Genomic DNA, 25,235 nt, shown 5'->3' on the forward strand with positions numbered 1-25,235 from the left:
GAACGTATGAAAGAGGTGACGCGGGATGTCCGAGGGGTCGGCACGGCCGGGCGGGTCCGAGGGGCGCGATCCCTGGGCTCCGCCGGAGGATGAGGCGGGGCGGGTGCCGCTGGAGAAGCGGGACCCGTGGGCTGCGCCTTCGCCTGGCGCGGGGGCTTCGGGGGAGCCGGTGCCGCCGCCTCCGATCGGGCCCGAAGGGCCTGGTCAGGTGCCGTACGGATACCCCGGGCCGCAGGGTCACCCCGGGTACCAGGGTCATCCCGGATATCCCGGCTACCCGGGCTACCAGGGGCAGGGACCGCCCGGATACGGCTGGCCCGCGATGCCGATGGCGCCCGCCAACGGGATGGGCGTGACCGCGCTCGTCCTCGGGATCATCGCGGCCGCCCTCTTCTGCCTGTGGCCCCTGGCGATCGTGCTCGGCATCCTGGCGATCATCTTCGGGGCGATCGGGCGCGCCAGGGCACGGCGCGGGGAGGCGACGAACCCCGGCCAGGCGCTGGCCGGGATCATCTGCGGAATCGCGGGCATCGTCCTGGGCGTGGCCCTGCTGGTGGTGCTGATCGTGGTGCCGGACGACGCGTTCGAGGAGGACGGGTCGGCTTCGGTGGGCGGCAGCTATTCGGCCTCCGTGGCCGCGGGCCGCTGAGCTTTTGCCGGGCGGGGGCGCCTTCCTCCGGAGTCCTGAGCCGCCGCTTCGCGGCGGATGTTCCCCGCCCACCCACTCGATTGCCCGGCGGTGCCGGGTGAGCGGAAGTGCACCGTTGCGGGGTAATCGGGTGGGTGCGTGGGGAGGAGCCGCTGGGTGGGTGGGGAAGAGCCGCTGGGTGGGTGGGGAAGAGCCGCCGGGAAGCGGCGTTTTGCGCGTGGCGCCGCTCAAGGTGACGTGGAGGCCCCGCAGAGCCCGCAGCTAGCGGAGCGTTTCCCTGGCCTCCACGGTCAAGGTGGCGTGGAGGCCCGGCAAACCCCGCAGCTAGCGGAGCCGTTCCCTGGCCTCCATCAGCGCGAAGCCCAGCAGGTTCGGGCCCCGCCACTTCTCCGGATCCTGCGCGCGCTCGTCGTCGGCCGCCAGGCCGATCCCCCAGATGCGGTCCATCGGGCTCGCCTCGACCAGGACCCGCGACCCCGTGCCGACCAGGAACGAGCGCAGTGCTTCGGTCGACGCGAACTTGTGCACGCTGCCCTCGACCACGATGCCGAACCGCTCGCGCTCCCATATCGCCTCGTCGAAGCCCCGCACAAGACGCCCCGCGTTCTTCGCCTCCGCGGGCGTACGCGCGGCGAGGACCGTGGCCTCCGCCTCCGCGTCGGAGAAGAGGCGGGCCTTGGCGGCCATCATCCAGTGCTCAGCCGTCCCGTACTCCACGCCGTCCACGGTGAACGGCGACAGCCACCACTGGCTCAGGCAGCTCGAACCGAGCGTCCCGTCCCGCCGCGGGGTGTGTCCCCAGAAGTGCAGATACTTGACCCGATTCCCCCGCACGCACCACGCGGACCAGCGCGTCCACCGAGTCGATCTTCGTCATGCATGCGATTTTGGCACGCACCACTGACATTCCGTCCTGGGTTTTCCAGGAGGACTCGACACCTGGTCGACAGATTCCGTCGCGTAACCAAAAGGCAACAACGGAATCACTTGTTGGAGTATCGCTGCTCTGTCAGGATCGGCACTCAAATCGATCTGGAGCTACGCCGACCCCCAGGGACGGGGGCGACGGCGGAGGAGAGCGTCATGCACAACTTCCAGGCGCAGGACCACTTCGCGGACGGCGCGCAGTACATCGCGGGACGGTTGACCGAGGGCACCTCAGGGCGCTCGCACGCCGTCGTCGACCCGGCCACCGGCGACGAGGTCCACCGTTACCAACTCGCGGGCGAGAAGGACGTCGACGCCGCTGTCACCGCCGCGGCGAAGGCCTTCCCCGAGTGGGCCGGCGCGACCCCCGGTGAGCGTTCCGACGCCATGCACCGCTTCGCCGGCGTACTGGCCGAGCGCGCCGAGGAGTTCGCGCAGGCCGAGTCGCTCCAGTGCGGCAAGCCCATCAAGCTCAGCCGGGAGTTCGACGTCCCCGGCACCGTCGACAACGCCGCCTTCTTCGCGGGCGCCGCCCGGCATCTTCAGGGCCAGTCGGCCGGTGAGTACTCCGGCGACCACACCTCGTACGTACGGCGTGAGCCCATCGGTGTCGTCGGTTCCATCGCCCCCTGGAACTACCCCCTCCAGATGGCCGCCTGGAAGGTACTCCCGGCCATCGCCGCGGGCAACACGATCGTCCTCAAGCCCGCCGAGCTCACCCCCTTCACCTCGCTCCTGTTCGCGCAGGCGGCCACCGAGGCGGGCATCCCGGACGGTGTCGTCAACATCATCAGCGGGGCCGGGCGCGATGCCGGAGAGCGGCTCGTGGGGCACCCCGACGTCGCCATGACCTCCTTCACCGGGTCCACCGGTGTCGGCAAGCGCGTCGCCGAGATCGCCACCTCCACCGTGAAGCGGCTGCACCTGGAGCTCGGCGGCAAGGCGCCCTTCGTCGTCTTCGACGACGCCGACCTGGAGGCCGCCGTGCACGGCGCGGTCGCCGGCGCGCTCATCAACACCGGGCAGGACTGCACGGCCGCCACGCGCGCGTACGTGCAACGTCCGCTGTACGACGCCTTCGTGGACGGTGTCGCCGCGCTCATGGAGAGCGTGCGGCTCGGTGATCCGTTCGCCGACGACACCGACCTCGGGCCCCTCATCTCGCACGTCCACCGCGACCGCGTCGCCGGCTTCGTCGACCGGGCACGCTCCTACGCGCGCGTGGTCACCGGTGGCGAGGCTCTCGCCCACCCCGGGGCCTTCTACAAGCCCACCCTCATCGCCGACGCCGCGCAGGACAGCGAGATCGTGCAGTCCGAGATCTTCGGTCCTGTCCTGGTCGTGCTGCCCTTCGACTCCGACGAGGAAGGCATCCGGCTCGCCAACGACACCCCGTACGGTCTCGCCGCCTCCGCCTGGAGCCGCGACGTGTTCCGCGCCAACCGCGCGACGCGCGAGATCAAGGCGGGCTGCGTGTGGGTCAACGACCACATCCCGATCCTGAGCGAGATGCCGCACGGCGGATACAAGGCATCCGGCTACGGAAAGGACATGTCCGCCTACTCCTTCGAGGAGTACACGCAGATCAAGCACGTCATGTTCGACAACACCGCGGTCGTCCGCAAGGACTGGCACCGCACCGTCTTCGGGGACCGATAGCCGACAGCTGGAAGGCCGCCCGACCAGTGGCCGCCCATCCTCCCGAAAGGGCAACCAAGCGCATGGAGCAGTACGAGCCCGACCTCCCCCAAGCTCTCAACTCCGTTCGAGCAGGGAGGGGCCCCCAGTCCCCGGCCCAACTGGCCGCCATGCACCGCAGCCTCAGGAACGGCAGGGCCTCCCTCACCCGCCGTTCCCTGCTGCGCGCCTCCGCGAGCGGTGCGTTCGCCGTCGGCGGTCTCGGCGCCCTCAGTGCCTGCGGCATCCCGGCAGCGAGCAAGGGTCAGGGCGACGTGTCGTCCGACGACCACTCGGACAAGGAGAAGCGGATCACCTTCTCCAACTGGACCGAGTACATGGACGTCGACGACGACGAGCGCCGCCCCACCCTGGACGCCTTCACCAAGCGCACCGGGATCACGGTCAAGTACACCGAGGACATCAACGACAACGTCGAGTTCTTCGGGAAGCTCAAGCCGCAGCTCGCGGCGGGCCAGGACACCGGGCGTGACCTCATCTGCGTCACCGACTGGCTCGCCGCCAGGCTCATCCGCTTCGGCTGGGTCCAGAAGCTGGACCCGGCCAACCTGCCGCACGCGTACACCAATCTGGCCGCCCAGTTCCGTAACCCGGACTGGGACCCGGGGCGGGCCTACTCGTACCCCTGGACCGGTATCTCCACGGTCATCGCGTACAACAAGAAGGCGACCGACGGCGAGGACATCACCTCGGTGTCGCAGCTCCTGGACAACCCCAAGCTCAAGGGGCGCGTCGGTTTCCTCTCCGAGATGCGCGACAGCGTCGGCATGACGCTGCTCGACATGGGCAAGGACCCGTCGAAGTTCTCGGACGACGACTTCGACGCGGCCATCGCCCGGCTCCAGAAGGCCGTCGACAAGAAGCAGATCCGCCGCTTCACGGGCAACGACTACACGGCGGACCTCTCCAAGGGCGACATCGCCGCGTGCCTCGGCTGGGCGGGCGACATCGTGCAACTCCAGGCCGACAACCCCGACATCGCCTTCCACATCCCGGACCAGGGCTACATCACGTCCACGGACAACCTGCTCGTCCCGAACAAGGCACGTCACAAGCGCAACGCCGAACGGCTCATCGACTACTACTACGAGCCCGAGCCGGCCGCGCGCCTCGCCGCGTACATCAACTACGTGTGCCCCGTGGACGGTGTGCGCCCCGAGCTCGCCAAGCTCGACAAGGACGCCGCGGACAACCCGCTGATCCTGCCGGACAAGGAGATGGCCGCGAAGTCCCGCGGGTTCCGCTCGCTGACGCCGAAGGAAGAGACGGCGTACGAGGAGAAGTTCGCCAAGCTGACCGGTTCCTAGGCGGCGCTCCCACGCCCCTTCGTAGTCCCCATGTCTCCCCTCGACCCCCTGGACGCACCATGACGACTGCTTCAGAACACGGCGGCGACGTCCGCCTCACCGGGATCAGCAAGACGTACGGCTCCTTCAAGGCCGTGCGCCCCCTCGACCTCACCGTGCCGCAGGGCTCCTTCTTCGCGCTGCTCGGCGCGTCCGGCTGTGGCAAGACGACCACCCTGCGCATGATCGCCGGTCTTGAGGAGCCCAGCACGGGCACCGTGCACCTGGGCGAGCAGGACGTCACGGCGCTGCCGCCGTACAAGCGGCCCGTCAACACGGTCTTCCAGTCGTACGCGCTCTTCCCGCACCTCGACATCTTCGAGAACGTCGCCTTTGGCCTGCGCCGCCGCGGCATCAAGTCCGTGAAGGGCAAGGTCGGCGACATGCTCGACCTCGTCCAGCTGGGCGAGCAGGCCCGCAAGAAGCCGCACCAGCTCTCCGGCGGCCAGCAGCAGCGCGTCGCGGTCGCCCGCGCCCTGATCAACCACCCCAAGGTGCTGCTCCTCGACGAGCCGCTCGGCGCACTCGACCTCAAGCTGCGCCGCCAGATGCAGCTCGAACTCAAGCGCATCCAGACCGAGGTGGGCATCACCTTCATCCACGTCACGCACGACCAGGAGGAGGCCATGACGATGGCCGACCAGGTCGCCGTGATGAACGCGGGCCAGGTCGAGCAGCTCGGCGCCCCCGCCGACCTCTACGAGAACCCCCGCACCACCTTCGTCGCCAACTTCCTCGGCACGTCGAACTTCATCGAGGCCGAGATCACCGGCCGCAGCGGCGACGACCTCACCCTCAAGGCGGGCGACGGCAAGCTCACGCTGCCCGCCGCGCGATGTACGGCGCCCACCACCACCGGCGGCAAGGTCATCCTCGGCGTACGCCCCGAGAAGATCTCGCTCACGCACGCCGACGACGCGGGGCAGATCCCCGAGGGCCGCAACCGCATCACGGGCCGTATCGCCGACAGCAGCTTCATCGGGGTGTCGACGCAGTACGTCGTCAACAGCCCCATCTGCGAGGAGTTCGAGGTCTACGCCCAGAACATCGAGCGCGACACCCGCCTGGTCCCCGGCGTCGACGTCGTCCTGCACTGGAACCCCGCGCACACCTTCGGCCTTGACCCCGCCCAGGACATCGACGCGGGCGTCGAGAAGGTCGAGGAGGACGCCTCCGCATGACGACGACCCTCACCGAAGCGCCGCCGGAGAAAGAGCCGGAAGCGGCGCCCCGCAAGGTCCGCAAGCGCGGCCGTCTCGTCCCCTACTGGCTGCTGCTCCCCGGCATCCTGTGGCTCGTCGTCTTCTTCGCGCTTCCGCTGGTCTACCAGGCGTCGACGTCCGTCCAGACGGGCTCCCTCGAAGACGGCTTCAAGGTCACCTGGCACTTCGCCACCTACTGGGAAGCCCTGAGCGACTACTGGCCGCAGTTCCTGCGCTCGGTCCTGTACGCGGGCGCCGCCACGATCCTGTGCCTGCTGCTCGGCTATCCGCTCGCGTATCTGATCGCGTTCCGCGCGGGCCGCTGGCGCAATCTCATCCTGGTCCTGGTCATCGCGCCGTTCTTCACCAGCTTCCTCATCCGTACGCTGGCGTGGAAGACGATCCTCGCGGACGGCGGGCCCCTGGTGGGCGCCCTGAACTCGCTGCACGTCCTGGACGTCACCAGCTGGCTCGGCTGGACGGAGGGCGACCGGGTCCTCGCCACACCGCTGGCGGTGATCTGCGGACTCACGTACAACTTCCTGCCGTTCATGATCCTGCCGCTCTACACCTCACTGGAGCGGATCGACGGCCGGCTGCACGAAGCGGCGGGCGATCTCTACGCGAAGCCGACCACCACCTTCCGCAAGGTGACCTTCCCGCTCTCCATGCCGGGTGTCGTCTCCGGAACGCTGCTCACGTTCATTCCGGCGGCGGGCGACTACGTGAACGCGGATCTGCTCGGCTCCACCGACACCCGCATGGTCGGGAACGTGATCCAGACGCAGTTCCTGCGCATTCTGGACTACCCGACGGCCGCGGCCCTTTCCTTCATCCTCATGGCGGCGATCCTCGTCATGGTCACCGTCTACATCCGTAAGTCCGGGACGGAGGATCTCGTCTGATGGCTGCCTTCTTCCGCTGGCTCCGCGGCAAATTCGTCGTCATCGCGGGTCTGCTGACGCTCGCGTATCTGCTGCTCCCGAACATCGTCGTGACGGTGTTCTCCTTCAACAAGCCGAAGGGCCGCTTCAACTACGCCTGGCAGGACTTCTCGCTCGACGCGTGGAAGGACCCCTGCGGTGTCGCCGACATGTGCGGCTCGCTCAGCCTGAGTCTGCAGATCGCGGCCTGGGCGACGATCGGCGCGACCGTGCTCGGCACGATGATCGCCTTCGCGCTCGTGCGCTACCGCTTCCGGGCGCGTGGCGCGGTCAGCTCGCTGATCTTCCTGCCGATGGCGATGCCCGAGGTCGTCATGGCCGCCTCGCTGCTCACGCTCTTCCTCAACATGGGCGCCCAGCTCGGCTTCTGGACGATTCTCATCGCCCACATCATGTTCTGCCTCAGCTTCGTGGTGACCGCCGTCAAGGCGCGCGTGATGTCCATGGACCCGCGTCTGGAACAGGCCGCACAGGACCTCTACGCGGGCCCCGTGCAGACCTTCCTCCGGGTCACGCTGCCGATCGCCGCTCCGGGCATCGCGGCGGGCGCGCTGCTCGCCTTCGCGCTCTCCTTCGACGATTTCATCATCACGAATTTCAACGCGGGCTCCACCGTGACCTTTCCCATGTTCGTCTGGGGATCGGCACAGCGCGGTACGCCCGTTCAGATCAATGTGATCGGTACGGCGATGTTCCTGGTCGCCGTTCTCCTGGTGCTTGGCGGCATGATCGTCTCCAAGCGCCGCAACAAGCAGGCGTAGTAACGCCTTTACGTTTCTGAAGGAGTGGAAATCATGGCCCCGAGCGCCATGACCCGTTGGACCACGTCTCTCTCCGACGCCCAGCCGGTCTCGTACTGGCTGGACGACCCCGGCAAGCCACGCGCCGAGCCCGCCCTCACCGCCGACGAGCAGTGCGATCTGCTCGTGGTCGGCGGCGGCTACAGCGGCCTGTGGACCGCGCTGATCGCCAAGGAACGGAACCCGGACCGTGATGTGGTCCTGGTCGAGGGCCGGGAGGCGGGCTGGGCCGCCTCCGGCCGCAACGGCGGCTTCTGCGCCGCGTCCCTCACGCACGGCATCTCGAACGGTCTCTCCCGCTGGCCCGACGAGATCGCGAAGCTGGAGGAGCTCGGCGCCCGCAACCTGGACGAGATCGAGGCGGCCGTCAAGCGCTACTCCATCGACTGCGACTTCGAGCGCACCGGCGAGATCGACGTGGCGACGCAGCCGCACCAGCTCACCGAACTGCGCGAGATGTACGAGGAGATGGCGGAGCACGGCCTCGCGGGCGGCTCCGAACTGCTCGACGCGGACGCCGTGCGCGCCCACGTCGACTCACCGACCTTCCTCGGCGGTCTCTGGGACCGCGAGGGCGTCGCCATGCTCCACCCGGCGAAGCTCGCCTGGGGTCTCAAGCGTGCCTGCATGGACAAGGGCGTACGCGTCTACGAGCACACACCCGCGCTCGAACTCGTCTCGTCCGGCGCCGGGATGGCGGTGCGCACCCCGTACGGCCGCATCCGTGCCCGCCAGGTCGCGCTCGCCACGAACATCTTCCCGTCGCTGGTCAAGCGCATTCGCTCCTACACCGTGCCGGTCTACGACTACGCGCTGATGACGGAGCCGCTGACCGAGGAGCAGTTGGAGTCCATCGGCTGGAAGAACCGCCAGGGCCTCGGCGACAGCGCCAACCAGTTCCACTACTTCCGGCTCTCCGCCGACAACCGCATCCTGTGGGGCGGCTACGACGCCATCTATCCCTTCGGCGGCAAACTGCGCGCCGAGCACGACGACCGTCCCGAGACGTACGCGAAGCTCGCGGGCCACTTCTTCACCTGCTTCCCGCAGTTGGAGGGCGTCCGGTTCTCGCACGCGTGGGGCGGGGCGATCGACACGTGCTCGCGCTTCTCGGCGTTCTTCGGGACGGCTCACGCGGGACGCGTCGCGTACGCGGCGGGATACACCGGCCTCGGGGTCGGGGCGACGCGCTTCGGCGCCGACGTCATGCTGGACCTGCTCTCCGGCGAGCGCACCGAGCGCACGTCCCTGGAGATGGTGCGCACGAAGCCGCTGCCGTTCCCGCCCGAGCCGTTCGCGTGGACGGGCGTGGCCCTGACCAAGTGGTCCCTGGCCCGCGCGGACGAGAACGGCGGCCGGCGCAACCTGTGGCTGAAGACCATGGACAAGCTGGGCCTGGGCTTCGACAGCTGACCCGCTGCGGGGCTGAAACGGGCCCCTGTCGACGATTCGTCAACAAGTTCCCGGAACCCGCGTAACGCTTGGGCCCGAAGGCCCTCTCTCCTGTGACAGGCACAGCCGCAACACAGGAGAGAGGGAGGTCCCGCCATGGCTGGCTCGGGCTCGGGAGCGAGGTCTGCGGTCGAATGGCTGGTGTCGGTGGCACCGGATCCGGAGGCCTGCCGCTGGGAGTGGGAGCGCAACCCCCTGGGGGTCGCGCTCCTTCCCGCGGGCAGGCTCTGGGACGTACTCATCCTCCCCGGCGATCTCGGCTACCCCACGCTCGACGTCCTGACCCGTTGCGTCGACCGTCCCGGTCCGGTGCTCGCGGACTTCGGCGACTCCCGCATGGGCTTCTTCGTCCCGGCGGGCACGGTGGCCCGCTGGATCGGCACGGGCGTACGGGGCGCGGGGCGCGGCACGTGGATCGTGGTCCCCTACCCGGGGCGCTCCACGGGCGGGGTCCGCTGGCTGGTCCCGCCCGACGGGTCGGGAACGCTGACGGATCCCGCGCTTCTCGAACTGGCGATGCACGAGGCGGCGGCGCAGCTGGCTCCGCGGGACGGAGACGCACGCGACGCACCCGATTGCTCACCCGATTCTTGACGGGGCCTTGACAAGTCAATTGGTCTGGACCAAATTGAGCGGCCCACCCTCCATCCCCCATGCCCGGAGGCAGTCGTGGATCGTTCCGTGCCGCGTTACCTGAGACGTCTTTCCGTGGCCGTGGTCACGGCCTGCGCGCTGGCCGCGTCCGGCCTGCTCGCCACCGAGGCCTCGGCGGGCCCTTCGACCGGGCCCGCGCCGAAGGCGGCCGCCGACCACGCCCTGGTCGGCTATCTGCACACGAGCTTCGCCAACGGGTCCGGGTACACCCGGCTCGCGGACGTCCCCGACAGCTGGGACATCATCGACCTCGCCTTCGGCGAACCGACCACCGCCACGTCGGGCGACATCCGCTTCAGCCTCTGTCCGCAGTCCGAGTGCCCCGGCGTCGAGACCAAGGACGAGTTCAAGGCCGCGGTCAAGGCGAAGCAGGCGGCGGGCAAGAAGGTCCTGATCTCCATCGGCGGCCAGAACGGCCAGGTCCAGCTGACGACGACCCAGGCCCGCGACACCTTCGTACGGTCCGTCTCCGCGATCATCGACGAGTACGGACTCGACGGCCTGGACATCGACTTCGAGGGCCACTCCCTGTCGCTGAACGCCGACGACACCGACTTCAAGAACCCGAAGACCCCGTCGATCGTCAACCTCATCTCCGCGGTCAAGACCCTCAAGGCCAAGTACGGCAGCGGCTTCACGCTGACGATGGCCCCCGAGACCTTCTTCGTGCAGCTCGGCTACCAGTTCTACGGAACCGGCAAGTGGGGCGGCCAGGACCCCCGCGCCGGCGCCTACCTGCCGGTCATCCACGCCCTGCGCGACGACCTCACGCTGCTGCACGTCCAGGACTACAACTCGGGCCCGATCATGGGCCTCGACAACCAGTACCACTCGATGGGCGGCGCGGACTTCCACATCGCGATGACCGACATGCTGCTCACCGGCTTCCCGGTGGCGGGCGACACGAACAACGTCTTCCCCGCGCTGCCCCCGGAGAAGGTGGCCATCGGCATGCCCGCGTCGGTGAACGCGGGCAACGGCCACGTCCCCACGAGTGAGGTCAACAAGGCCCTGGACTGCCTGACGAAGAACACCAACTGCGGCTCGTACCAGACGCACGGCACCTGGCCCGGCCTGCGCGGCCTGATGACCTGGTCGATCAACTGGGACCGGTACGACAACTGGGAGTTCTCGAAGAACTTCGACGGTTACTTCGGCTGACCCGCGTCCGCTTCGAAAGCAGCGGGGCCGCGGCCGTACCGAGCGACGACCAGCACCACCCCCACGAGCACCATCCCGAACAGACACCAGCTGGCCACGACATCCAGCGGCCAGTGATATCCGCGCCGCACGAGCCCGAGCCCGACCCCGAAGTTCAACAGGGCGCACGCGATGACCAGTTCACGCCGTGCGTACGTGCCGCGCAGATACGGCAGCAGGAGCAGCGCCGCCCCGCCGTAGGCGACCATGGCGGTGGCGGTGTGCCCCGAGGGGTAGTAGCCGGTGCCGTCCATGCCCGGCGGCCCTGTGCGCCCGATGAGTTCCTTGAGCGGGATCACGAGCACCGGGACCGCGGCCATGGCCACGGCGGTGGCGACCGGGGCCAGCCACCAGCGGAAGACACCGGCCCGGTGGCCGCGCCACCCCGCGTAGCCGATGGCGGCGGCGAGGAACGGCACGGCGATGGTGACGCCGCCCAGATCGGCGAGGAGCTCGGCGGCGCCGTCCGGCAGCCGGCTTCCGGTGATCCAGGGGCCGAGCCGCTCGTCCGCGTCGCGGAGGGGGCCGTCGGCGAGCACTTGCCAGGTGATGAGCGCGAAGAACAGCGCACAGAGGGAGAAAAGAAAAATGGTCGGCCGCCCCGGAACAGGGGGGGTAGTTCCGAGGCGGCCGACCTGACCGGTGTGCCGCACGCCCCGGGGGGTTTGGGGCGGGCGGCCATCCGATCGGTGAGGAGTTCCAGAGCCGGTGACTCCGGGTGTGTGCGCGAGGGCACGACCAGGACGGGGCTGGGGAGACTCCGTCCCGGTGTCGCCCACAGTCCCCTGTGGGCGGGGTGTTTCTCTCATCTGCAGAAACCGTACGTCAGGTGGTCTCGGGCCGACAGGCGGAACGGCAACCCGGCATGGGTCCCGCACACCTTCTTCACACGCCCTGACGGTCACCCCAGGTCACGGCTGCGGCACCGCGCGCTGTACACACACGTCAGGGCATGTGCGGATACATGCGGAGCCGGGATCTTCCCCCTTTGGGGTGATCCCGGCTCCGTCGGACGCTATGCGCCGTACAGGTCTCAGACGCCCGAGAAGGCGGCCTCGATGATGTCCAGGCCCTCGTTCAGGAGGTCGTCGCCGATGACCAGCGGCGGCAGGAAGCGCAGGACGTTGCCGTACGTGCCACAGGTGAGGACGAGCAGGCCCTCCGCGTGGCAGGCCTTGGCCAGCGCGGCCGTCGCCTCGGGGTTGGGCTCCTTCGTGGCGCGGTCCTTGACCAGCTCGATGGCGATCATCGCGCCACGGCCGCGGACGTCGCCGACGATGTCGTACTTCTCCGCGATGGCCTTCAGGCGGGCCTTCATCGTCGCCTCGATGGCCTTGGCCTTGCCGTTGAGGTCGAGCTCCTTCATCGTCTCGATGGCGCCGAGCGCGCCGGCGCAGGCCACCGGGTTGCCGCCGTAGGTGCCGCCGAGGCCGCCGGAGTGCGCGGCGTCCATGATCTCGGCGCGGCCCGTGACGGCGGCGAGCGGCAGACCGCCCGCGATGCCCTTGGCGGTCGTGATCAGGTCGGGGACGATGCCCTCGTCCTCGCACGCGAACCACTGGCCCGTGCGGCAGAAGCCGGACTGGATCTCGTCCGCGACGAAGACGATGCCGTTGTCGTTGGCGAACTTCACGATCTCGGGCAGGAAGCCCTTCGCGGGCTCGATGAAGCCGCCCTCGCCGAGCACCGGCTCGATGATGATCGCGGCGACGTTCTCGGCGCCGACCTGCTTGCTGATCTGGTCGATGGCCTGCTTGGCGGCCTCGGGACCGGCATTCTCCTCGCCCGTCGGCCAGCGGTAGCCGTAGGCGACCGGAACGCGGTAGACCTCGGGCGCGAACGGCCCGAAGCCGTTCTTGTACGGCATGTTCTTGCTGGTCAGAGCCATGGTCAGGTTGGTCCGACCGTGGTAACCGTGGTCGAAGACGACGACGGCCTGGCGCTTGGTGTGCGCACGGGCGATCTTGACGGCGTTCTCGACGGCCTCGGCGCCGGAGTTGAAGAGCGCAGACTTCTTCGCGTGGTCGCCCGGCGTCAGCTCCGCGAGCTGCTCGGCGACGGCGACGTACCCCTCGTACGGCGTGACCATGAAACAGGTGTGGGTGAAGTCGGCGAGCTGCGCGGTCGCACGGCGTACGACGGCCTCGGCGCTGGCACCGACGGACGTCACGGCGATGCCGGAGCCGAAGTCGATGAAGCGGTTGCCGTCGACGTCCTCGATGATGCCGCCACCCGCGCGCGCCGCGAAGACAGGCAGCACGGAACCCACGCCACCGGCGACCGTGGCGGTCCGGCGGGCCTGCAGCTCCTGGGACTTCGGCCCGGGAATGGCGGTGACGACGCGGCGCTCCTGCGGAAGTGCGGTCATGGGGTGCTCCTGGGGGTGGGGCGAGGCGGACGCTCGGTGCTTGTCTGCTTGCTTTCGTTGCTGCTTTCTTTCGCAGGTTAGGGGCGAAGGGCGGGGGCGGGCATGCTCCATGGGGGAGTTGTTGGGTGTGGCGGTTTGTCCTTGGTGGACATAGCGGCGGGACCCGGTGGATCAAGGGGTGGGCGCGAGGCTGACGGGGCGGGCGCCGCCGGGCGCGGAGGCCATGCAGCGCGAGCCGATGTCACCCGCGATCCACAGCCGGGTGGCGGCGCCGTCGACGTAGGTGCGCCACGGGCTGGGGGTCAGGACCCGCCCGTCGACCGTGATCAGCTGGGCCTTGCCCCGCATACGGACCGTGCAGTCCACGGGGCGCCAGGCGTGGGCGGCCAGGAGACGGGTCATGCGGCGGGTGCTGACGAGTACGCAGATGTGCATCGGCAGCGCCGTCAGCTGGAGCAGCACGCCGCACATGAGGACGCCGATCCTGTCGTAGTCGTCGGTGGCGACGATCGTGACCTGGACGGCGAGCAGCGCGGGCCACACGAGGAGGAGGAGAAGGCGGCGGCGCATCCGGCTGCGCATCGTGCGGGCCGTGGGCGGGTGGGAGAGAGCCGGACGCGGGTCGTCGGGCAGGACCGGGTCCGCGGACGCGGGGTCCGCCGGGCGACGGTGGCGTCGGCCGGCGACGAGGGCGTGGCGCTGCTGGAGATGGACGAGGCGGCGAGGTGTCTTCCCCGCTCCCGGGTGGGCGGACGCGGCGATGACCACGTCGGCACGGGGATCGCCGCAGCACCACAACACGCCGATCTCCGCCCGCTGTTCGGTGCTGGCTCCGGTACGCATGCGCCGGGTCCACCAGCGGGTGCGGGGGCCCGAGAGGAGAAGAGGAAGCCGTGCGTCGGGGTCGTCCGGGGCCTCGGGATCCGGGACGGCGAACCACGGGGAGTCCCGCGCCGCCGCCGGATGGGCCGCAAGGCCGTGCTCGGCGCCTTCGATCAGCTGCCAAGGATGGCGGCGCAGCGTGCGGCGCATCCGGACCGTGCCGGGGAGCTCCGCGAGCAGCAACGTGAGGACGGGGTAGGGGGCGCAGAAGGTGTACGGGATGAAGACCACGGACGCCAGGGCGTAGACGTCCCGTGTGATACCCAGCAACACGAACCACCCCGCGATCCACGCGACGAGGGCAAGCCCGGCCCTGACGGTGTGCCGACGCCAGGCCCGGCGGGTCGTGGGGGCGTCCCAGGCGACGGGGTTTCCGGGGGACGGAAGCGGCGGTCGCGGCTGCGGGGTCGTGTCGGCGTCCTGGTGAGCGGGCATCGGAAGACGGTAGCCGGAAAGCCGTGTTCCGCCCAGTTCGAGAGCCCGGCACCGCGCTGTCGCCGCAGGTCCCGGGCGCGTATCCGGTGAACTACCCCTGTGGGGGCACTAGATTGACGGCTGAACCGACAGACCGGCAGGTCAGGGGGCAAGGGCCATGGACTCCGAAGGCACGCACGACGCTCGCGGCACACACGCCACACCGGTGCCGCGTCCGGCGGGGCCTCCCGGCTCCGCCGGACAGCGGGGTGTGCCGGCCGGCTCCGCAGGTCAGCAGGGCGCGCACACCACTCCGCCGCGACCTGTGCAGGCGCCGGGAACGGTGGGCGCGGGGGCGCCGCCGCTGCCCGACGGTTCCGCCTTTCTGACCTGGCTGCGAACGCCGCGGCCCGGGGCGCAGCCGGGGGTGTGGCGGTTCGGGCACCGGCCCCGGCCCGAGCAGGAGCCCGAGATCACCCCGGCCCGGCAGTTGTTCACGGGGGCGCTGATCGCGTTCCTGGTGGGGTGGCTGCTCTGGTCGCTGCTCTGGAACGGCTATCTCGGCGGCTGGTGGGTGCTGCCGCTCGAGCTCTTCCTGCCCGACGCGTGGATCTACACGGGCGACCGGGTCGGCAACGCGGTGGTCTGGTACGGCTACTACACGCTGATCGTGCTCATCATCATGATCGGCGTGGGTCGCATCGGCCGCTGGGACGAGATCTGGCGCCGCTACATTGCTCCCCGATTCCGTCGCCCCGCCCCCCCGCAGGCTCCCCCCGCCCCCGGCGAGGACCCCGCCCAGTGGCCCGAGCTGCGCGAAGCCGGGGCGCGGGACGCCGCCGAGCGGCTTGCCTCCGATGCGCGGGCCGGGCTCATGCGGGATGTCGACCATGCCCGGATCACGCGGGCCTGGCGTTCCGTGCGGGCCGGGCGCAACAGCCTCTCCGCGTTCAGCGAGTCCGTCGTGAGGGAGGGGGCTGCCGCCTGCGCCCACCCCTCGGGCGACCGGGACCTGCCGGCGCGCGCCGCCCGCCACGACCTCGCCACGGCACAGGTGCGGCTCGGGACGACGGTCGATGATCCGCGTAATCCCTATGCCTACCGGGGTACGGGCCTCGGGATCGGTCCCGAGCTGCTCGGGACCTCGCTGCTCGCCGTGGGCCCCGCCGGGTCCGGCAAGACGAGCGGAGTGGTGTGGCCGGTCGCCGAGTCGCTGTGCCTGGGGGCGCTGGCCGGACGCGCCGCCGTGGTCGTGGTGGGAGCCGCGGGCGCCGGGCTCGGGCCCGCCGACGACTACGACGTGGTGGTGCGGATCGGGCACCCCGACTCCGTGTACGACCTCGATCTGTACGGCGGCACGAATGACCCGGACGAGGCGGCCGCCGTCCTCGCCGAGGCCCTCGTCGGCGACCTCGTCGACCCGCACCCCGGAGCCGACAGCCGCCGCTCGACGACCGTGCTCGCCCAACTCCTCGGCCCTTACCACGCGGTGCACCACCGCTTCCCCTCCGTACCCGAGCTGCGCGCCCTGCTGGACGGCGCCCCCGGCCCCCTCGGCGCTCTCCGCAAGGCGCTCCAGGACGCGGGGCAGGAGGCGATGCTGCGGGAGCTCGACGCCCGCGAACGGCAGTTGGGCCACCCCGGCGACCCGGGCGCCGTCATCGCCGACCGCATCGCGCTGCTCGACCGCCCGGCCTTCGCCTCCTTCTTCGACACGTCGGGCCAGAGCACGCCCTTCTCGCTGCGGGCCCTCGACCACCCCGTACGCGTCCGCGTCGATCTCCCGGAGCGCGGTCACGCCGACGCGTCGCGGATCCTCGCCCGGCTGATGCTCGCCCAGTTCATGGCGAGCGCCGCCGCCCGCGAGGACCGCTCGCTCTTCGCCTGCCTCGTCCTCGACGACGCGACGGGGACGGTCACCCCGGAGTCCGTACGCCGTCTGCAGCGGCTCCGCTCCGCGAACGCCGGGGTCGTGCTGACCCTGCGTACCCTCGACGACGCGCCACGCCCGCTGCGCACCCCGCTGCTCGGCTCGATCGGCTGCCGTATGGCGCTGTCCGGGCTCACCCCGTGGGACGGGCAGGACTTCGCGGAGGTCTGGGGCAAGGAGTGGATCGAGGCACGGGACGTCACCGACCGGCAGATCATCGCCGAGACCCCGCTGGGCAAGACGGTGCACATGCTCCGCCGCGTCATCACCGGCAACGCCCCGACCGCGCGCGCCGTCACCGTCCGCCAGGTCGAGCGCGAGCGCTGGTCCGCGTCCGAGCTCGCGCACGGGGTGCCGGCCGGGCACGCGGTGCTGTCCCTCACGGACGTGCGGGGCGAGCACGCGCCACCGCTGCTGGTGGATCTTCGGGGGTAGGCGCAGGGGCAGGGGCAAGGATGTACGTACGGGCAATTCGGTCCCGTACGTACCGTACGGTGAGGCAGAATCGACACAGGTCGTTCATACGTACCGGCCAAAAGATCCACATCTCGTCCGGGATTCAATGGCCGACCGGCGCGCGTGCTCGACCGCCGCTGCCAGACCTGCCGCCCTGACCTGCTGACCACACCTGAAGGCCCCATGCCGCCCACGCTCGCCTCCCTCGTCCACCACTCCGCACTCAAGCTCACCGTGCGCGCGGGTGAGGAGCATCTGGACGCGCCCGTGCGCTGGGCGCATGCCAGTGAGCTCACCGACCCCGTGCCCTACATGGAGGGCGGCGAACTCCTCCTGATCACCGCGCTCAAGCTGGACGCGGAGGATCCGGAGGCGATGACCCGGTACGTGAAGCGGCTCGCGGCGGCAGGCGTCGTCGGGCTCGGGTTCGCGGTCGGGGTGCACTACAAGGACATCCCGGAGGCGCTGGTCGCGGTCGCCGCCGAAGAGGGGCTCCCGCTCCTCGAAGTGCCGCGCCGCACCCCCTTCCTCGCCATCAGCAAGGCCGTCTCCGCGGCCATCGCAGCCGACCAGTACCGCGCCGTCACGGCCGGCTTCGCGGCCCAGCGCGAGCTGACGAAGCAGGCGCTGAGCGACGGGCCCGAGGGGCTGCTCGGCGCGCTCGCCGGACAGGTGGACGGCTGGGCCGCGCTGTACGACGCGTCCGGCGCCGTCGTCGCCGCGGCGCCCGAGTGGGCCTCCCGCAGAGCCGCCCGCCTCACCTCCGACGTGGAACGGCTGCGCGATCGGGCAGCGCCCGCGAGTGCGGTCGTCGCAGGCGCGGAGGACCGGGTGGAGCTGCACTCGATCGGCACGGGACGGCGGCCCCGCGCCGCGCTCGCCGTCGGCACGGCATCCACCCTCGGCACCGCCGAGCGCTACGCACTGCATTCCGCCATAGCGCTGCTCACCCTCACCACGGAGCGCAACCGCTCGCTGCAGGCCGCCGAGGCCCGCGTCGGTTCCGCGGTGCTCCGGATGCTGCTCGCCGGGGAGCCGGACCACGCCCGCACGGTGGCGGGGGAGTTGTACGGCAGCCTGCTCGACGCCCCGTTCCGCCTGGTGGTGGCGGAAGTCCCGGCCTCCGCAGCGCCGGAGGACGGCGACCCCTTCGCCGGGCTCACCGACGCCGTCGAGTCGGCCGCCGCGCGCGCCGGCGAGGCACTCCTGGTCGTCCCCTACGGCGAGCGCCTCGTGCTGCTCGTCGTGGACGGCGGCGCGGGCGCGGCGGCCTGCGTCGCGTACGCGCAGACGCTGGAAGCAGCGCAGTCCGAGGCGCCCGAGGCCGGCGCGGGCGACGGGACCGCTCTCCTTCTCGGCCTCTCCGCGCCCGCGGGCCCGATCGCGGCGGCCACCGCGTACAAGCAGGCCGACCAGGCGCTCTCCATCGCCCGGCGCCGGGGCCGCGCGATGGTCGAGCACGAGGACCTCGCGGCGGGCTCGGTCCTGCCGCTGCTCGCCGACGACGCGGTGCGGGCCTTCGCCGACGGCCTGCTGCGCGCCCTGTACGAACACGACGCCACCGGCCGCGGCGACCTGATCGCCTCCCTGCGCGCGTGGCTCTCGCGCCACGGCCAGTGGGACGCGGCGGCGGCCGACCTCGGCGTCCACCGCCACACCCTGCGCTATCGCATGCGCAGGGTCGAGGAGATCCTGGGCCGCTCCCTGGACGACCCGGACGTCCGGATGGAGCTGTGGCTCTCGCTGAAGGCGACATCGAGCGGGACCGAGTAGCTCCGGGGGATTGGTCCGGATTCGGTCCCCTGCCAAAGAGGCGCGGGCTGCCCGGCCAGTACTCCGCGTCGGACAAACGACCGTCGCCCTTGCCGCCCCTACGGTGGGGAACGTACCCCCCAAGACACACCTTCGCGGAAGGGCCGGGAATCGACATGACTTCCATCCACGCCTTCTGGCTCGCCGGTCGCCAGACCACCGGTGAGACCACTCTCGACGTCACATCGCCCTGGGACGGGCGGATCGTCGGCAAGGCTGCCGTCCCGACCGACGCCCAGGTCGAGGAGGCCGTCGCCGCCGCGTACGCCGTGCGCGACGAGTTCGCCGCGACCCCGGCGCACGTGCGGGCCGCCGCCCTCGACCACGTGAGCCGCAGGCTCGTCGAGCGGACGGAAGAGATCGCCCAGCTCATCTCCGCGGAGAACGGCAAGCCGATCAAGTGGGCCCGCGGCGAGGTCGGCCGCGCAGTCTCCGTCTTCCGGTTCGCCGCGGAGGAGGCCCGCCGGTTCAACGGCGGCGAGGCCCAGCGCCTCGACACCGACCTCGGTGGCCAGGGGCGCCTCGCCTTCACGCGCCGCTACTCCAAGGGTGTCGTCCTTGGCATCGCGCCGTTCAACTTCCCGCTGAACCTCTGCGCCCACAAGATCGCCCCGGCCATCGCGTCCGGCACGCCGATCATCCTCAAGCCGGCGCCCGCCACCCCGCTCTCCGGTCTCCTCATCGGCGAGCTGCTCGCCGAGACCGAACTGCCCGCCGGTTCCTGGTCGGTCCTGCCGGTCGCGAACGAGAAGATGCCCGCCCTCGTGCAGGACGAGCGCCTTCCCGTCATCTCCTTCACGGGCTCCGAGAAGGTCGGCTACGCGATCATGGACTCCGTGCCGCGCAAGCACTGCACCCTGGAACTCGGCGGAAACGGCGCCGCCGTCGTCCTCGCCGACTACTCCTCCGACGCGGACCTCGACTGGGCCGCCGCGCGCATCGCGACCTTCTCCAACTACCAGGGCGGCCAGTCCTGCATCTCGGTGCAGCGCGTCATCGCCGACGCCTCGGTGTACGACCGGCTCGTGCCGCGCGTCCTCGCGGCCATCGAGGCCCAGGTCACCGGCGACCCGTCCGACCCGAAGACGGACGTCGGCCCGCTCGTCAACGAGGACGCCGCCAAGCGCGTCGAGTCCTGGGTCGACGAGGCCGTGCAGGCGGGCGCCCAGCTGCTCGCGGGCGGCAAGCGTGACGGCGCCTCGTACGCGCCGACCGTGCTCGCCGACGTGCCGGCCGACGCCACCATCGCCTGCGAGGAGGTCTTCGGACCTGTCCTCACGATCAAGAAGGTGGACGGCGAGGCGGAGGCGTTCGCCGCCGTCAACGACTCCAAGTACGGCCTCCAGGCGGGCGTCTTCACGCACGACCTGCAGACCGCCTTCCGCGCGCACCGCGACCTGGAGGTCGGCGGCGTGGTCATCGGCGACGCCCCCTCCTACCGCGCCGACCAGATGCCGTACGGCGGCGTCAAGCAGTCCGGCGTGGGCCGCGAGGGCGTCCGCTTCGCGATGGACGACTACACCTACGAGCGCGTCATGGTCCTGACGGGCATCGCCCTGTAAGGCCGGCCTCGCAAGGCCACGATCCGGACGGCCGGAGCCCACTGTGCGGGGGCTCCGGCCGTTCTCGTGCGCGAGGGCGCCGGGCGGCCCGCGCTGCGCCGAACGCTGCGCGAAGACTGGTGGGCCGAGAACGAATCGGGTACATACGATCCATACGATCGAGTAGCACCAGTCAGTAACCGACCGGGTCAAGATCGGGTCATCCGGAGCCGATCGGCCCCCCTTCGCGGCGAGGTGAGCTCCTCAATGCCCGCACAACCCACACCCCCTTCCGGGGCGGCCGTCAGCGAACGCGAGGCCCGGCAGGTCGCCGAGGCCGCCCGTGAACAGGACTGGCGCAAGCCCAGCTTCGCCAAGGAACTCTTCCTCGGCCGCTTCCGGCTCGACCTGATCCATCCGCATCCCATGCCCGCCGACGAGGACGCCAGGCGCGGCGAGGAGTTCCTCGCCAAGCTCCGCGACTTCTGCGAGACGAAGATCGACTCGGCGCGCATCGAGCGCGAGGCGAAGATCCCCGACGAGGTGATCAACGGGCTCAAGGAGCTCGGCGCGCTCGGCATGAAGATCGACACCAAGTACGGCGGCCTCGGCCTCACGCAGGTGTACTACAACAAGGCCCTGGCCCTCGTCGGCTCCGCGAACCCCGCGATCGGCGCGCTGCTCTCCGCCCACCAGTCGATCGGCGTACCGCAGCCGCTCAAGCAGTTCGGCACCCAGGAACAGAAGGACGAGTTCCTGCCGCGCTGCGCCCGCACCGACATCAGCGCGTTCCTCCTGACCGAGCCCGACGTCGGCTCCGACCCGGCGCGCCTGGCCACCATGGCGGTGCCCGACGGCGACGAGTACGTCCTGGACGGCGTGAAGCTGTGGACCACGAACGGCGTCGTCGCCGATCTCCTGGTCGTCATGGCACGCGTACCGAAGTCGGACGGCCACAAGGGCGGCATCACGGCCTTCGTGGTGGAGGCGTCGGCGGACGGCATCACCGTCGAGAACCGCAACGCCTTCATGGGCCTGCGTGGCCTGGAGAACGGCGTGACCCGCTTCCACCAGGTCCGCGTCCCGGCCGCGCACCGCATCGGCCCGGAGGGCGCGGGCCTGAAGATCGCCCTGACGACCCTCAACACCGGCCGCCTCTCGCTGCCCGCGATGTGCGTCGGCGCCGGCAAGTGGTGCCTGAAGATCGCCCGTGAGTGGTCGGGCGCGCGCGAGCAGTGGGGCAAGCCGGTCGCGCTGCACGAGGCGGTCGGCGCGAAGATCTCCTTCATCGCGGCGACGACCTTCGCCCTGGAAGCCGTACTCGACCTCTCCTCCCAGATGGCCGACGAGGACCGCAACGACATCCGCATCGAGGCGGCGCTCGCCAAGCTGTACGGCTCCGAGATGGGCTGTCTGATGGCCGACGAGCTGGTGCAGATCCGTGGCGGCCGGGGCTTCGAGACCGCCGAATCCCTCGCGGCCCGCGGCGAACGCGCCGTCCCGGCGGAACAGGTCCTGCGCGACCTGCGCATCAACCGCATCTTCGAGGGCTCGACGGAGATCATGCACCTGCTCATCGCCCGCGAGGCGGTGGACGCGCACCTGAAGGTGGCGGGCGACCTGATCGACCCGGACAAGACCCTGACCGACAAGGCGAAGGCGGGCGCCAAGGCAGGCGGCTTCTACGCCCGCTGGCTGCCGAAACTGGTCGCGGGGCCGGGTCAACTCCCCAGCTCGTACGCCGAGTTCCACCCCAGCGGCCACGCGGACCTCTCCCCGCACCTTCGCTACGTGGAACGGAGCGCCCGCAAGCTGGCCCGCTCCACCTTCTACGCGATGTCGCGCTGGCAGGGAAAGATGGAGACCAAGCAGGGCTTCCTCGGCCGCGTGGTCGACATCGGCGCCGAACTCTTCGCGATGAGCGCGGCGTGCGTACGCGCCGAGCTGCTGCGGACGACGGAGGACCACGGCCGCGAGGCCTACCAGCTGGCCGACACGTTCTGCCGTCAGTCCCGCATCCGCGTCGACGAGCTCTTCGACCGCCTGTGGAAGAACACGGACGACGTGGACCACAAGGTGGTCAAGGGCGTCCTGAACGGCATGTACACCTGGCTGGAGGCGGGCGTCGTCGACCCCAGCGGCGAAGGCCCCTGGATCGCGGACGCCACACCGGGCCCGAGCACACGGGAGAACGTCCACCGGCCGATCCGCTGACGGCTTTCCGGGGCGTTCCCTCCCGCGGGAACGCCCCGGAACACGATTTCGGCCGACCGGATCGGGGCGCAGTGTCTCCTCACACCTCCGCCCAGGCAAGAATGGGGGGATGAGCGACAGTCCAGCCCCCCTCGCCGATCCGCATCTCGTCTTCGACCCCGTCGCGACGGACGGTCCGCGGGACATCGTCATCCTCGGCTCGACCGGTTCGATCGGCACCCAGGCCATCGATCTCGTCCTGCGCAACCCCCGTCGCTTCCGCGTCACCGCGCTCTCCGCCGCCGGCGGCCGCGTCGGACTGCTCGCCGAACAGGCGAGGCAGCTGCGGGTGCGGACCGTGGCCGTGGCCCGCGAGGACGTCGTACCGGCGCTGCGCGAGGCGCTGAAGGGGCAGTACGGCGACGAGCCGCTGCCCGAGATCCTCGCCGGGCCCGACGCGGCCACGCAGGTCGCCACCTCCGACTGCCATACCGTCCTGAACGGCATCACCGGCTCCATCGGGCTCGCGCCCACGCTCGCCGCGCTCGAAGCGGGCCGCACCCTCGCGCTCGCCAACAAGGAGTCGCTGATCGTCGGCGGGCCCCTGGTGAAGGCGCTCGCCAAGCCGGGGCAGATCATCCCCGTCGACTCCGAGCACGCCGCGCTCTTCCAGGCGCTCGCCGCCGGCACCCGCGCCGATGTGCGCAAGCTGGTCGTCACCGCCTCCGGTGGCCCGTTCCGGGGACGTACGAAGGCCGATCTGGCGAACGTCACGCCGGACGACGCGCTCGCACACCCCACCTGGGCCATGGGCCCGGTCATCACGGTGAACTCCGCGACGCTCGTCAACAAGGGCCTGGAGGTGATCGAGGCCCACCTCCTCTACGACATCCCCTTCGAGCGCATCGAGGTCGTCGTCCACCCCCAGTCCTATGTGCACTCCATGGTCGAGTTCACCGACGGATCGACGCTGGCCCAGGCCACGCCGCCGGACATGGGCGGCCCGATCGCCATCGGCATCGGCTGGCCCGAGCGGGTGCCGGACGCGGCGCCCGCCTTCGACTGGACGAAGGCCTCCAGCTGGGAGTTCTTCCCCCTCGACAACGACGCTTTCCCGTCGGTCGGGCTCGCCCGGCATGTGGGGAAGCTCGCGGGCACGGCCCCGGCAGTGTTCAATGCCGCCAACGAGGAGTGCGTGGACGCGTTCTTGAACGGCGCCCTGCCCTTCAACGGGATCATGGAGACCGTCACGGAGATCGTCGCCGAACACGGCACGCCGTCCGCGGGAACTTCCCTGACCGTCGCGGACGTCCTCGAAGCGGAGACCTGGGCGCGCGCCCGGGCCCGTGAACTGACGGCGAAGGCGACCGCGGAGGCCCGCGCATGACGACCTTGATGATGATCCTCGGCATAGTCGTCTTCGCGGTCGGACTGCTGTTCTCGATCGCCTGGCACGAGCTGGGTCACCTGTCGACCGCCAAGCTGTTCGGCATCCGCGTGCCGCAGTACATGGTCGGTTTCGGCCCGACGATCTTCTCGCGCAAGAAGGGCGACACCGAGTACGGCATCAAGGCCATCCCCCTCGGCGGGTACATCCGCATGATCGGCATGTTCCCGCCCGGCCCGGACGGCCGCCTCGAGGCACGCTCGACGTCCCCCTGGCGCGGCATGATCGAGGACGCGCGGTCGGCCGCCTTCGAGGAGCTCAAGCCCGGCGACGAGACGCGGCTCTTCTACACGCGCAAGCCGTGGAAGCGCGTGATCGTGATGTTCGCGGGCCCGTTCATGAACCTGATCCTGGCCGTGGCGATCTTCCTCGGCGTGATGATGACGTTCGGTATCAGCACGCAGACGACGACGGTCGGCAAGGTCTCCGACTGCGTCATCCAGCAGAGCGAGAACCGCACGAAGTGCGAGAAGGGCGACACGGTCGCGCCGGCCAAGGCGGCGGGCCTGAAGCTCGGCGACAAGATCGTCGGCTTCCAGGGGCAGCCCATCGACGACTGGTCCGCGCTCCAGGGCAAGATCCGCGAGACGATCGGCCCGGCCACCATCACGGTCGAGCGTGACGGCAAGCAGGTCGACCTGCAGGCCAACCTCATCAAGAACCAGGTCAGCAAGACCGACGGCGAGGGCGGCTATGTGGAGGGCAAGTACGTCTCCGCTGGCTTCCTCGGCTTCACCCCCGCCACCGGCGTAGTCCAGCAGGGCTTCGGCGACTCCGTGAACCGCATGGGCGACATGATGGAGAACGGCGTCGAGTCGCTCATCGCCCTGCCGTCCAAGATCCCCGACCTGTGGGACGCGGCCTTCGGGGACGGCGACCGCAAGCAGGACTCCCCGATGGGCGTCGTCGGCGCGGCCCGCGTGGGCGGCGAGGTCTTCACGCTGGACATCCCGCCGGAGAACCAGATCGCGATGATGCTGTTCCTGGTCGCGGGCTTCAACCTCTCCCTGTTCCTGTTCAACATGCTGCCGCTGCTGCCGCTGGACGGCGGGCACATCGCGGGGGCGCTGTGGGAGTCGGTGCGGCGCAAGGCGGCCAAGCTCCTGAAGCGGCCCGACCCGGGCCCCTTCGACGTGGCGAAGCTGATGCCCGTCGCCTATGTGGTGGCCGGAATCTTCATCTGCTTCACGATCCTCGTCCTGATCGCGGACGTGGTGAACCCGGTAAGAATCTCCTGATAAGGGGAAGTTTGGAGCGGCCGGACACTCTCTGTGTCCGGCCGACCACCTTTGGGTGGACTTACGGACGTGATGTGCTCGG

General features: G+C 70.3%; 17 protein-coding genes and 2 pseudogenes. 15 read left to right on the plus strand and 4 right to left on the minus strand.

All coding sequences use genetic code 11. The annotated features are described in order from the left end of the window. Positions 1-208 precede the first annotated feature (208 nt). Positions 209-649 carry a DUF4190 domain-containing protein gene (locus ABXJ52_RS27005; RefSeq protein WP_367045243.1) on the plus strand — a complete coding sequence of 147 codons (441 nt, stop codon included), beginning with the start codon at positions 209-211 and terminating at the stop codon, positions 647-649. 324 nt (positions 650-973) lie between these two features. Here the strand turns inward: ABXJ52_RS27005 and ABXJ52_RS27010 are convergent. Further along, positions 974-1,556: pseudogene (locus ABXJ52_RS27010) on the minus strand (NADAR family protein). Positions 1,557-1,732: 176 nt separating this feature from the next. On the opposite strand from ABXJ52_RS27010, the gene ABXJ52_RS27015 reads away from it, so the two are divergent. The 8 genes and pseudogenes from ABXJ52_RS27015 to ABXJ52_RS27050 form a co-directional block, all read left to right on the plus strand. Then, positions 1,733-3,235: a gamma-aminobutyraldehyde dehydrogenase gene (locus ABXJ52_RS27015; RefSeq protein WP_367045244.1), complete on the plus strand. Its 1,503-nt coding sequence runs from the start codon at positions 1,733-1,735 to the stop codon at positions 3,233-3,235. A gap of 149 nt (positions 3,236-3,384) precedes the next feature. Then, complete coding sequence (locus ABXJ52_RS27020; RefSeq protein WP_367045245.1) at positions 3,385-4,581, plus strand: spermidine/putrescine ABC transporter substrate-binding protein; 1,197 nt, start codon at positions 3,385-3,387, stop codon at positions 4,579-4,581. A 59-nt stretch (positions 4,582-4,640) separates the two neighbouring features. Continuing rightward, positions 4,641-5,801: an ABC transporter ATP-binding protein gene (locus tag ABXJ52_RS27025; protein ID WP_367045246.1), complete on the plus strand. Its 1,161-nt coding sequence runs from the start codon at positions 4,641-4,643 to the stop codon at positions 5,799-5,801. Next, entirely contained in the window at positions 5,798-6,727 is a 930-nt protein-coding gene (locus ABXJ52_RS27030; protein WP_367045247.1) for an ABC transporter permease, read from the plus strand. Before ABXJ52_RS27025 ends, ABXJ52_RS27030 begins: the two co-directional genes overlap by 4 nt. Then, positions 6,727-7,527, plus strand: coding sequence for an ABC transporter permease (locus ABXJ52_RS27035; RefSeq protein ID WP_367045248.1), 801 nt, complete (start codon positions 6,727-6,729; stop codon positions 7,525-7,527). Before ABXJ52_RS27030 ends, ABXJ52_RS27035 begins: the two co-directional genes overlap by 1 nt. Positions 7,528-7,560: 33 nt before the next feature. Next, positions 7,561-8,979 (plus strand): FAD-dependent oxidoreductase, encoded by a 1,419-nt coding sequence (locus ABXJ52_RS27040; RefSeq protein WP_367045249.1) that lies wholly within the window; start codon positions 7,561-7,563, stop codon positions 8,977-8,979. Positions 8,980-9,114: 135 nt separating this feature from the next. Further along, on the plus strand, positions 9,115-9,612 hold the full coding sequence (locus ABXJ52_RS27045) for a hypothetical protein (RefSeq protein ID WP_367045250.1): 498 nt from the start codon (positions 9,115-9,117) through the stop codon (positions 9,610-9,612). 216 nt (positions 9,613-9,828) lie between these two features. Continuing rightward, positions 9,829-10,833, plus strand: a pseudogene (locus ABXJ52_RS27050) (chitinase); the annotation flags it as partial. Here the strand turns inward: ABXJ52_RS27050 and ABXJ52_RS27055 are convergent. From ABXJ52_RS27055 to ABXJ52_RS27065, 3 genes are all read right to left on the minus strand, one after another. After that, positions 10,821-11,411 (minus strand): phosphatase PAP2 family protein, encoded by a 591-nt coding sequence (locus ABXJ52_RS27055; RefSeq protein ID WP_367045251.1) that lies wholly within the window; start codon positions 11,409-11,411, stop codon positions 10,821-10,823. The pseudogene ABXJ52_RS27050 and the gene ABXJ52_RS27055 overlap by 13 nt on opposite strands. A gap of 494 nt (positions 11,412-11,905) precedes the next feature. Next, positions 11,906-13,240 (minus strand): 4-aminobutyrate--2-oxoglutarate transaminase, encoded by a 1,335-nt coding sequence (gene gabT / locus ABXJ52_RS27060; RefSeq protein WP_367045252.1) that lies wholly within the window; start codon positions 13,238-13,240, stop codon positions 11,906-11,908. Positions 13,241-13,411: 171 nt separating this feature from the next. Continuing rightward, the gene (locus ABXJ52_RS27065; protein WP_367045253.1) at positions 13,412-14,557 is read right to left on the minus strand and encodes a hypothetical protein; all 1,146 of its coding nucleotides are present in this window, start codon (positions 14,555-14,557) and stop codon (positions 13,412-13,414) included. 157 nt (positions 14,558-14,714) lie between these two features. Between ABXJ52_RS27065 and ABXJ52_RS27070 the strand changes: the two genes are divergently transcribed. The 6 genes from ABXJ52_RS27070 to ABXJ52_RS27095 all read left to right on the plus strand — a co-directional run bounded on the left by ABXJ52_RS27070 (position 14,715) and on the right by ABXJ52_RS27095 (position 25,153). Continuing rightward, entirely contained in the window at positions 14,715-16,901 is a 2,187-nt protein-coding gene (locus tag ABXJ52_RS27070; RefSeq protein WP_367045254.1) for an ATP-binding protein, read from the plus strand. Positions 16,902-17,105: 204 nt separating this feature from the next. Beyond that, entirely contained in the window at positions 17,106-18,695 is a 1,590-nt protein-coding gene (locus tag ABXJ52_RS27075) for a PucR family transcriptional regulator (RefSeq protein WP_367045255.1), read from the plus strand. Between the two features lie 155 nt (positions 18,696-18,850). Then, positions 18,851-20,296 carry an aldehyde dehydrogenase family protein gene (locus tag ABXJ52_RS27080; protein WP_367045256.1) on the plus strand — a complete coding sequence of 482 codons (1,446 nt, stop codon included), beginning with the start codon at positions 18,851-18,853 and terminating at the stop codon, positions 20,294-20,296. Between the two features lie 246 nt (positions 20,297-20,542). After that, complete coding sequence (locus ABXJ52_RS27085) at positions 20,543-22,489, plus strand: acyl-CoA dehydrogenase family protein (RefSeq protein WP_367045257.1); 1,947 nt, start codon at positions 20,543-20,545, stop codon at positions 22,487-22,489. Positions 22,490-22,598: 109 nt separating this feature from the next. Continuing rightward, on the plus strand, positions 22,599-23,855 hold the full coding sequence (gene dxr / locus ABXJ52_RS27090; protein WP_367045258.1) for a 1-deoxy-D-xylulose-5-phosphate reductoisomerase: 1,257 nt from the start codon (positions 22,599-22,601) through the stop codon (positions 23,853-23,855). Further along, positions 23,852-25,153, plus strand: coding sequence for a site-2 protease family protein (locus tag ABXJ52_RS27095; RefSeq protein WP_367045259.1), 1,302 nt, complete (start codon positions 23,852-23,854; stop codon positions 25,151-25,153). The genes dxr and ABXJ52_RS27095 overlap by 4 nt, the downstream gene beginning before the upstream one ends. Positions 25,154-25,235: the final 82 nt, after the last annotated feature.

This window comes from Streptomyces sp. Je 1-332 (assembly GCF_040730185.1).
In the GTDB taxonomy this organism is placed as follows: domain Bacteria; phylum Actinomycetota; class Actinomycetes; order Streptomycetales; family Streptomycetaceae; genus Streptomyces.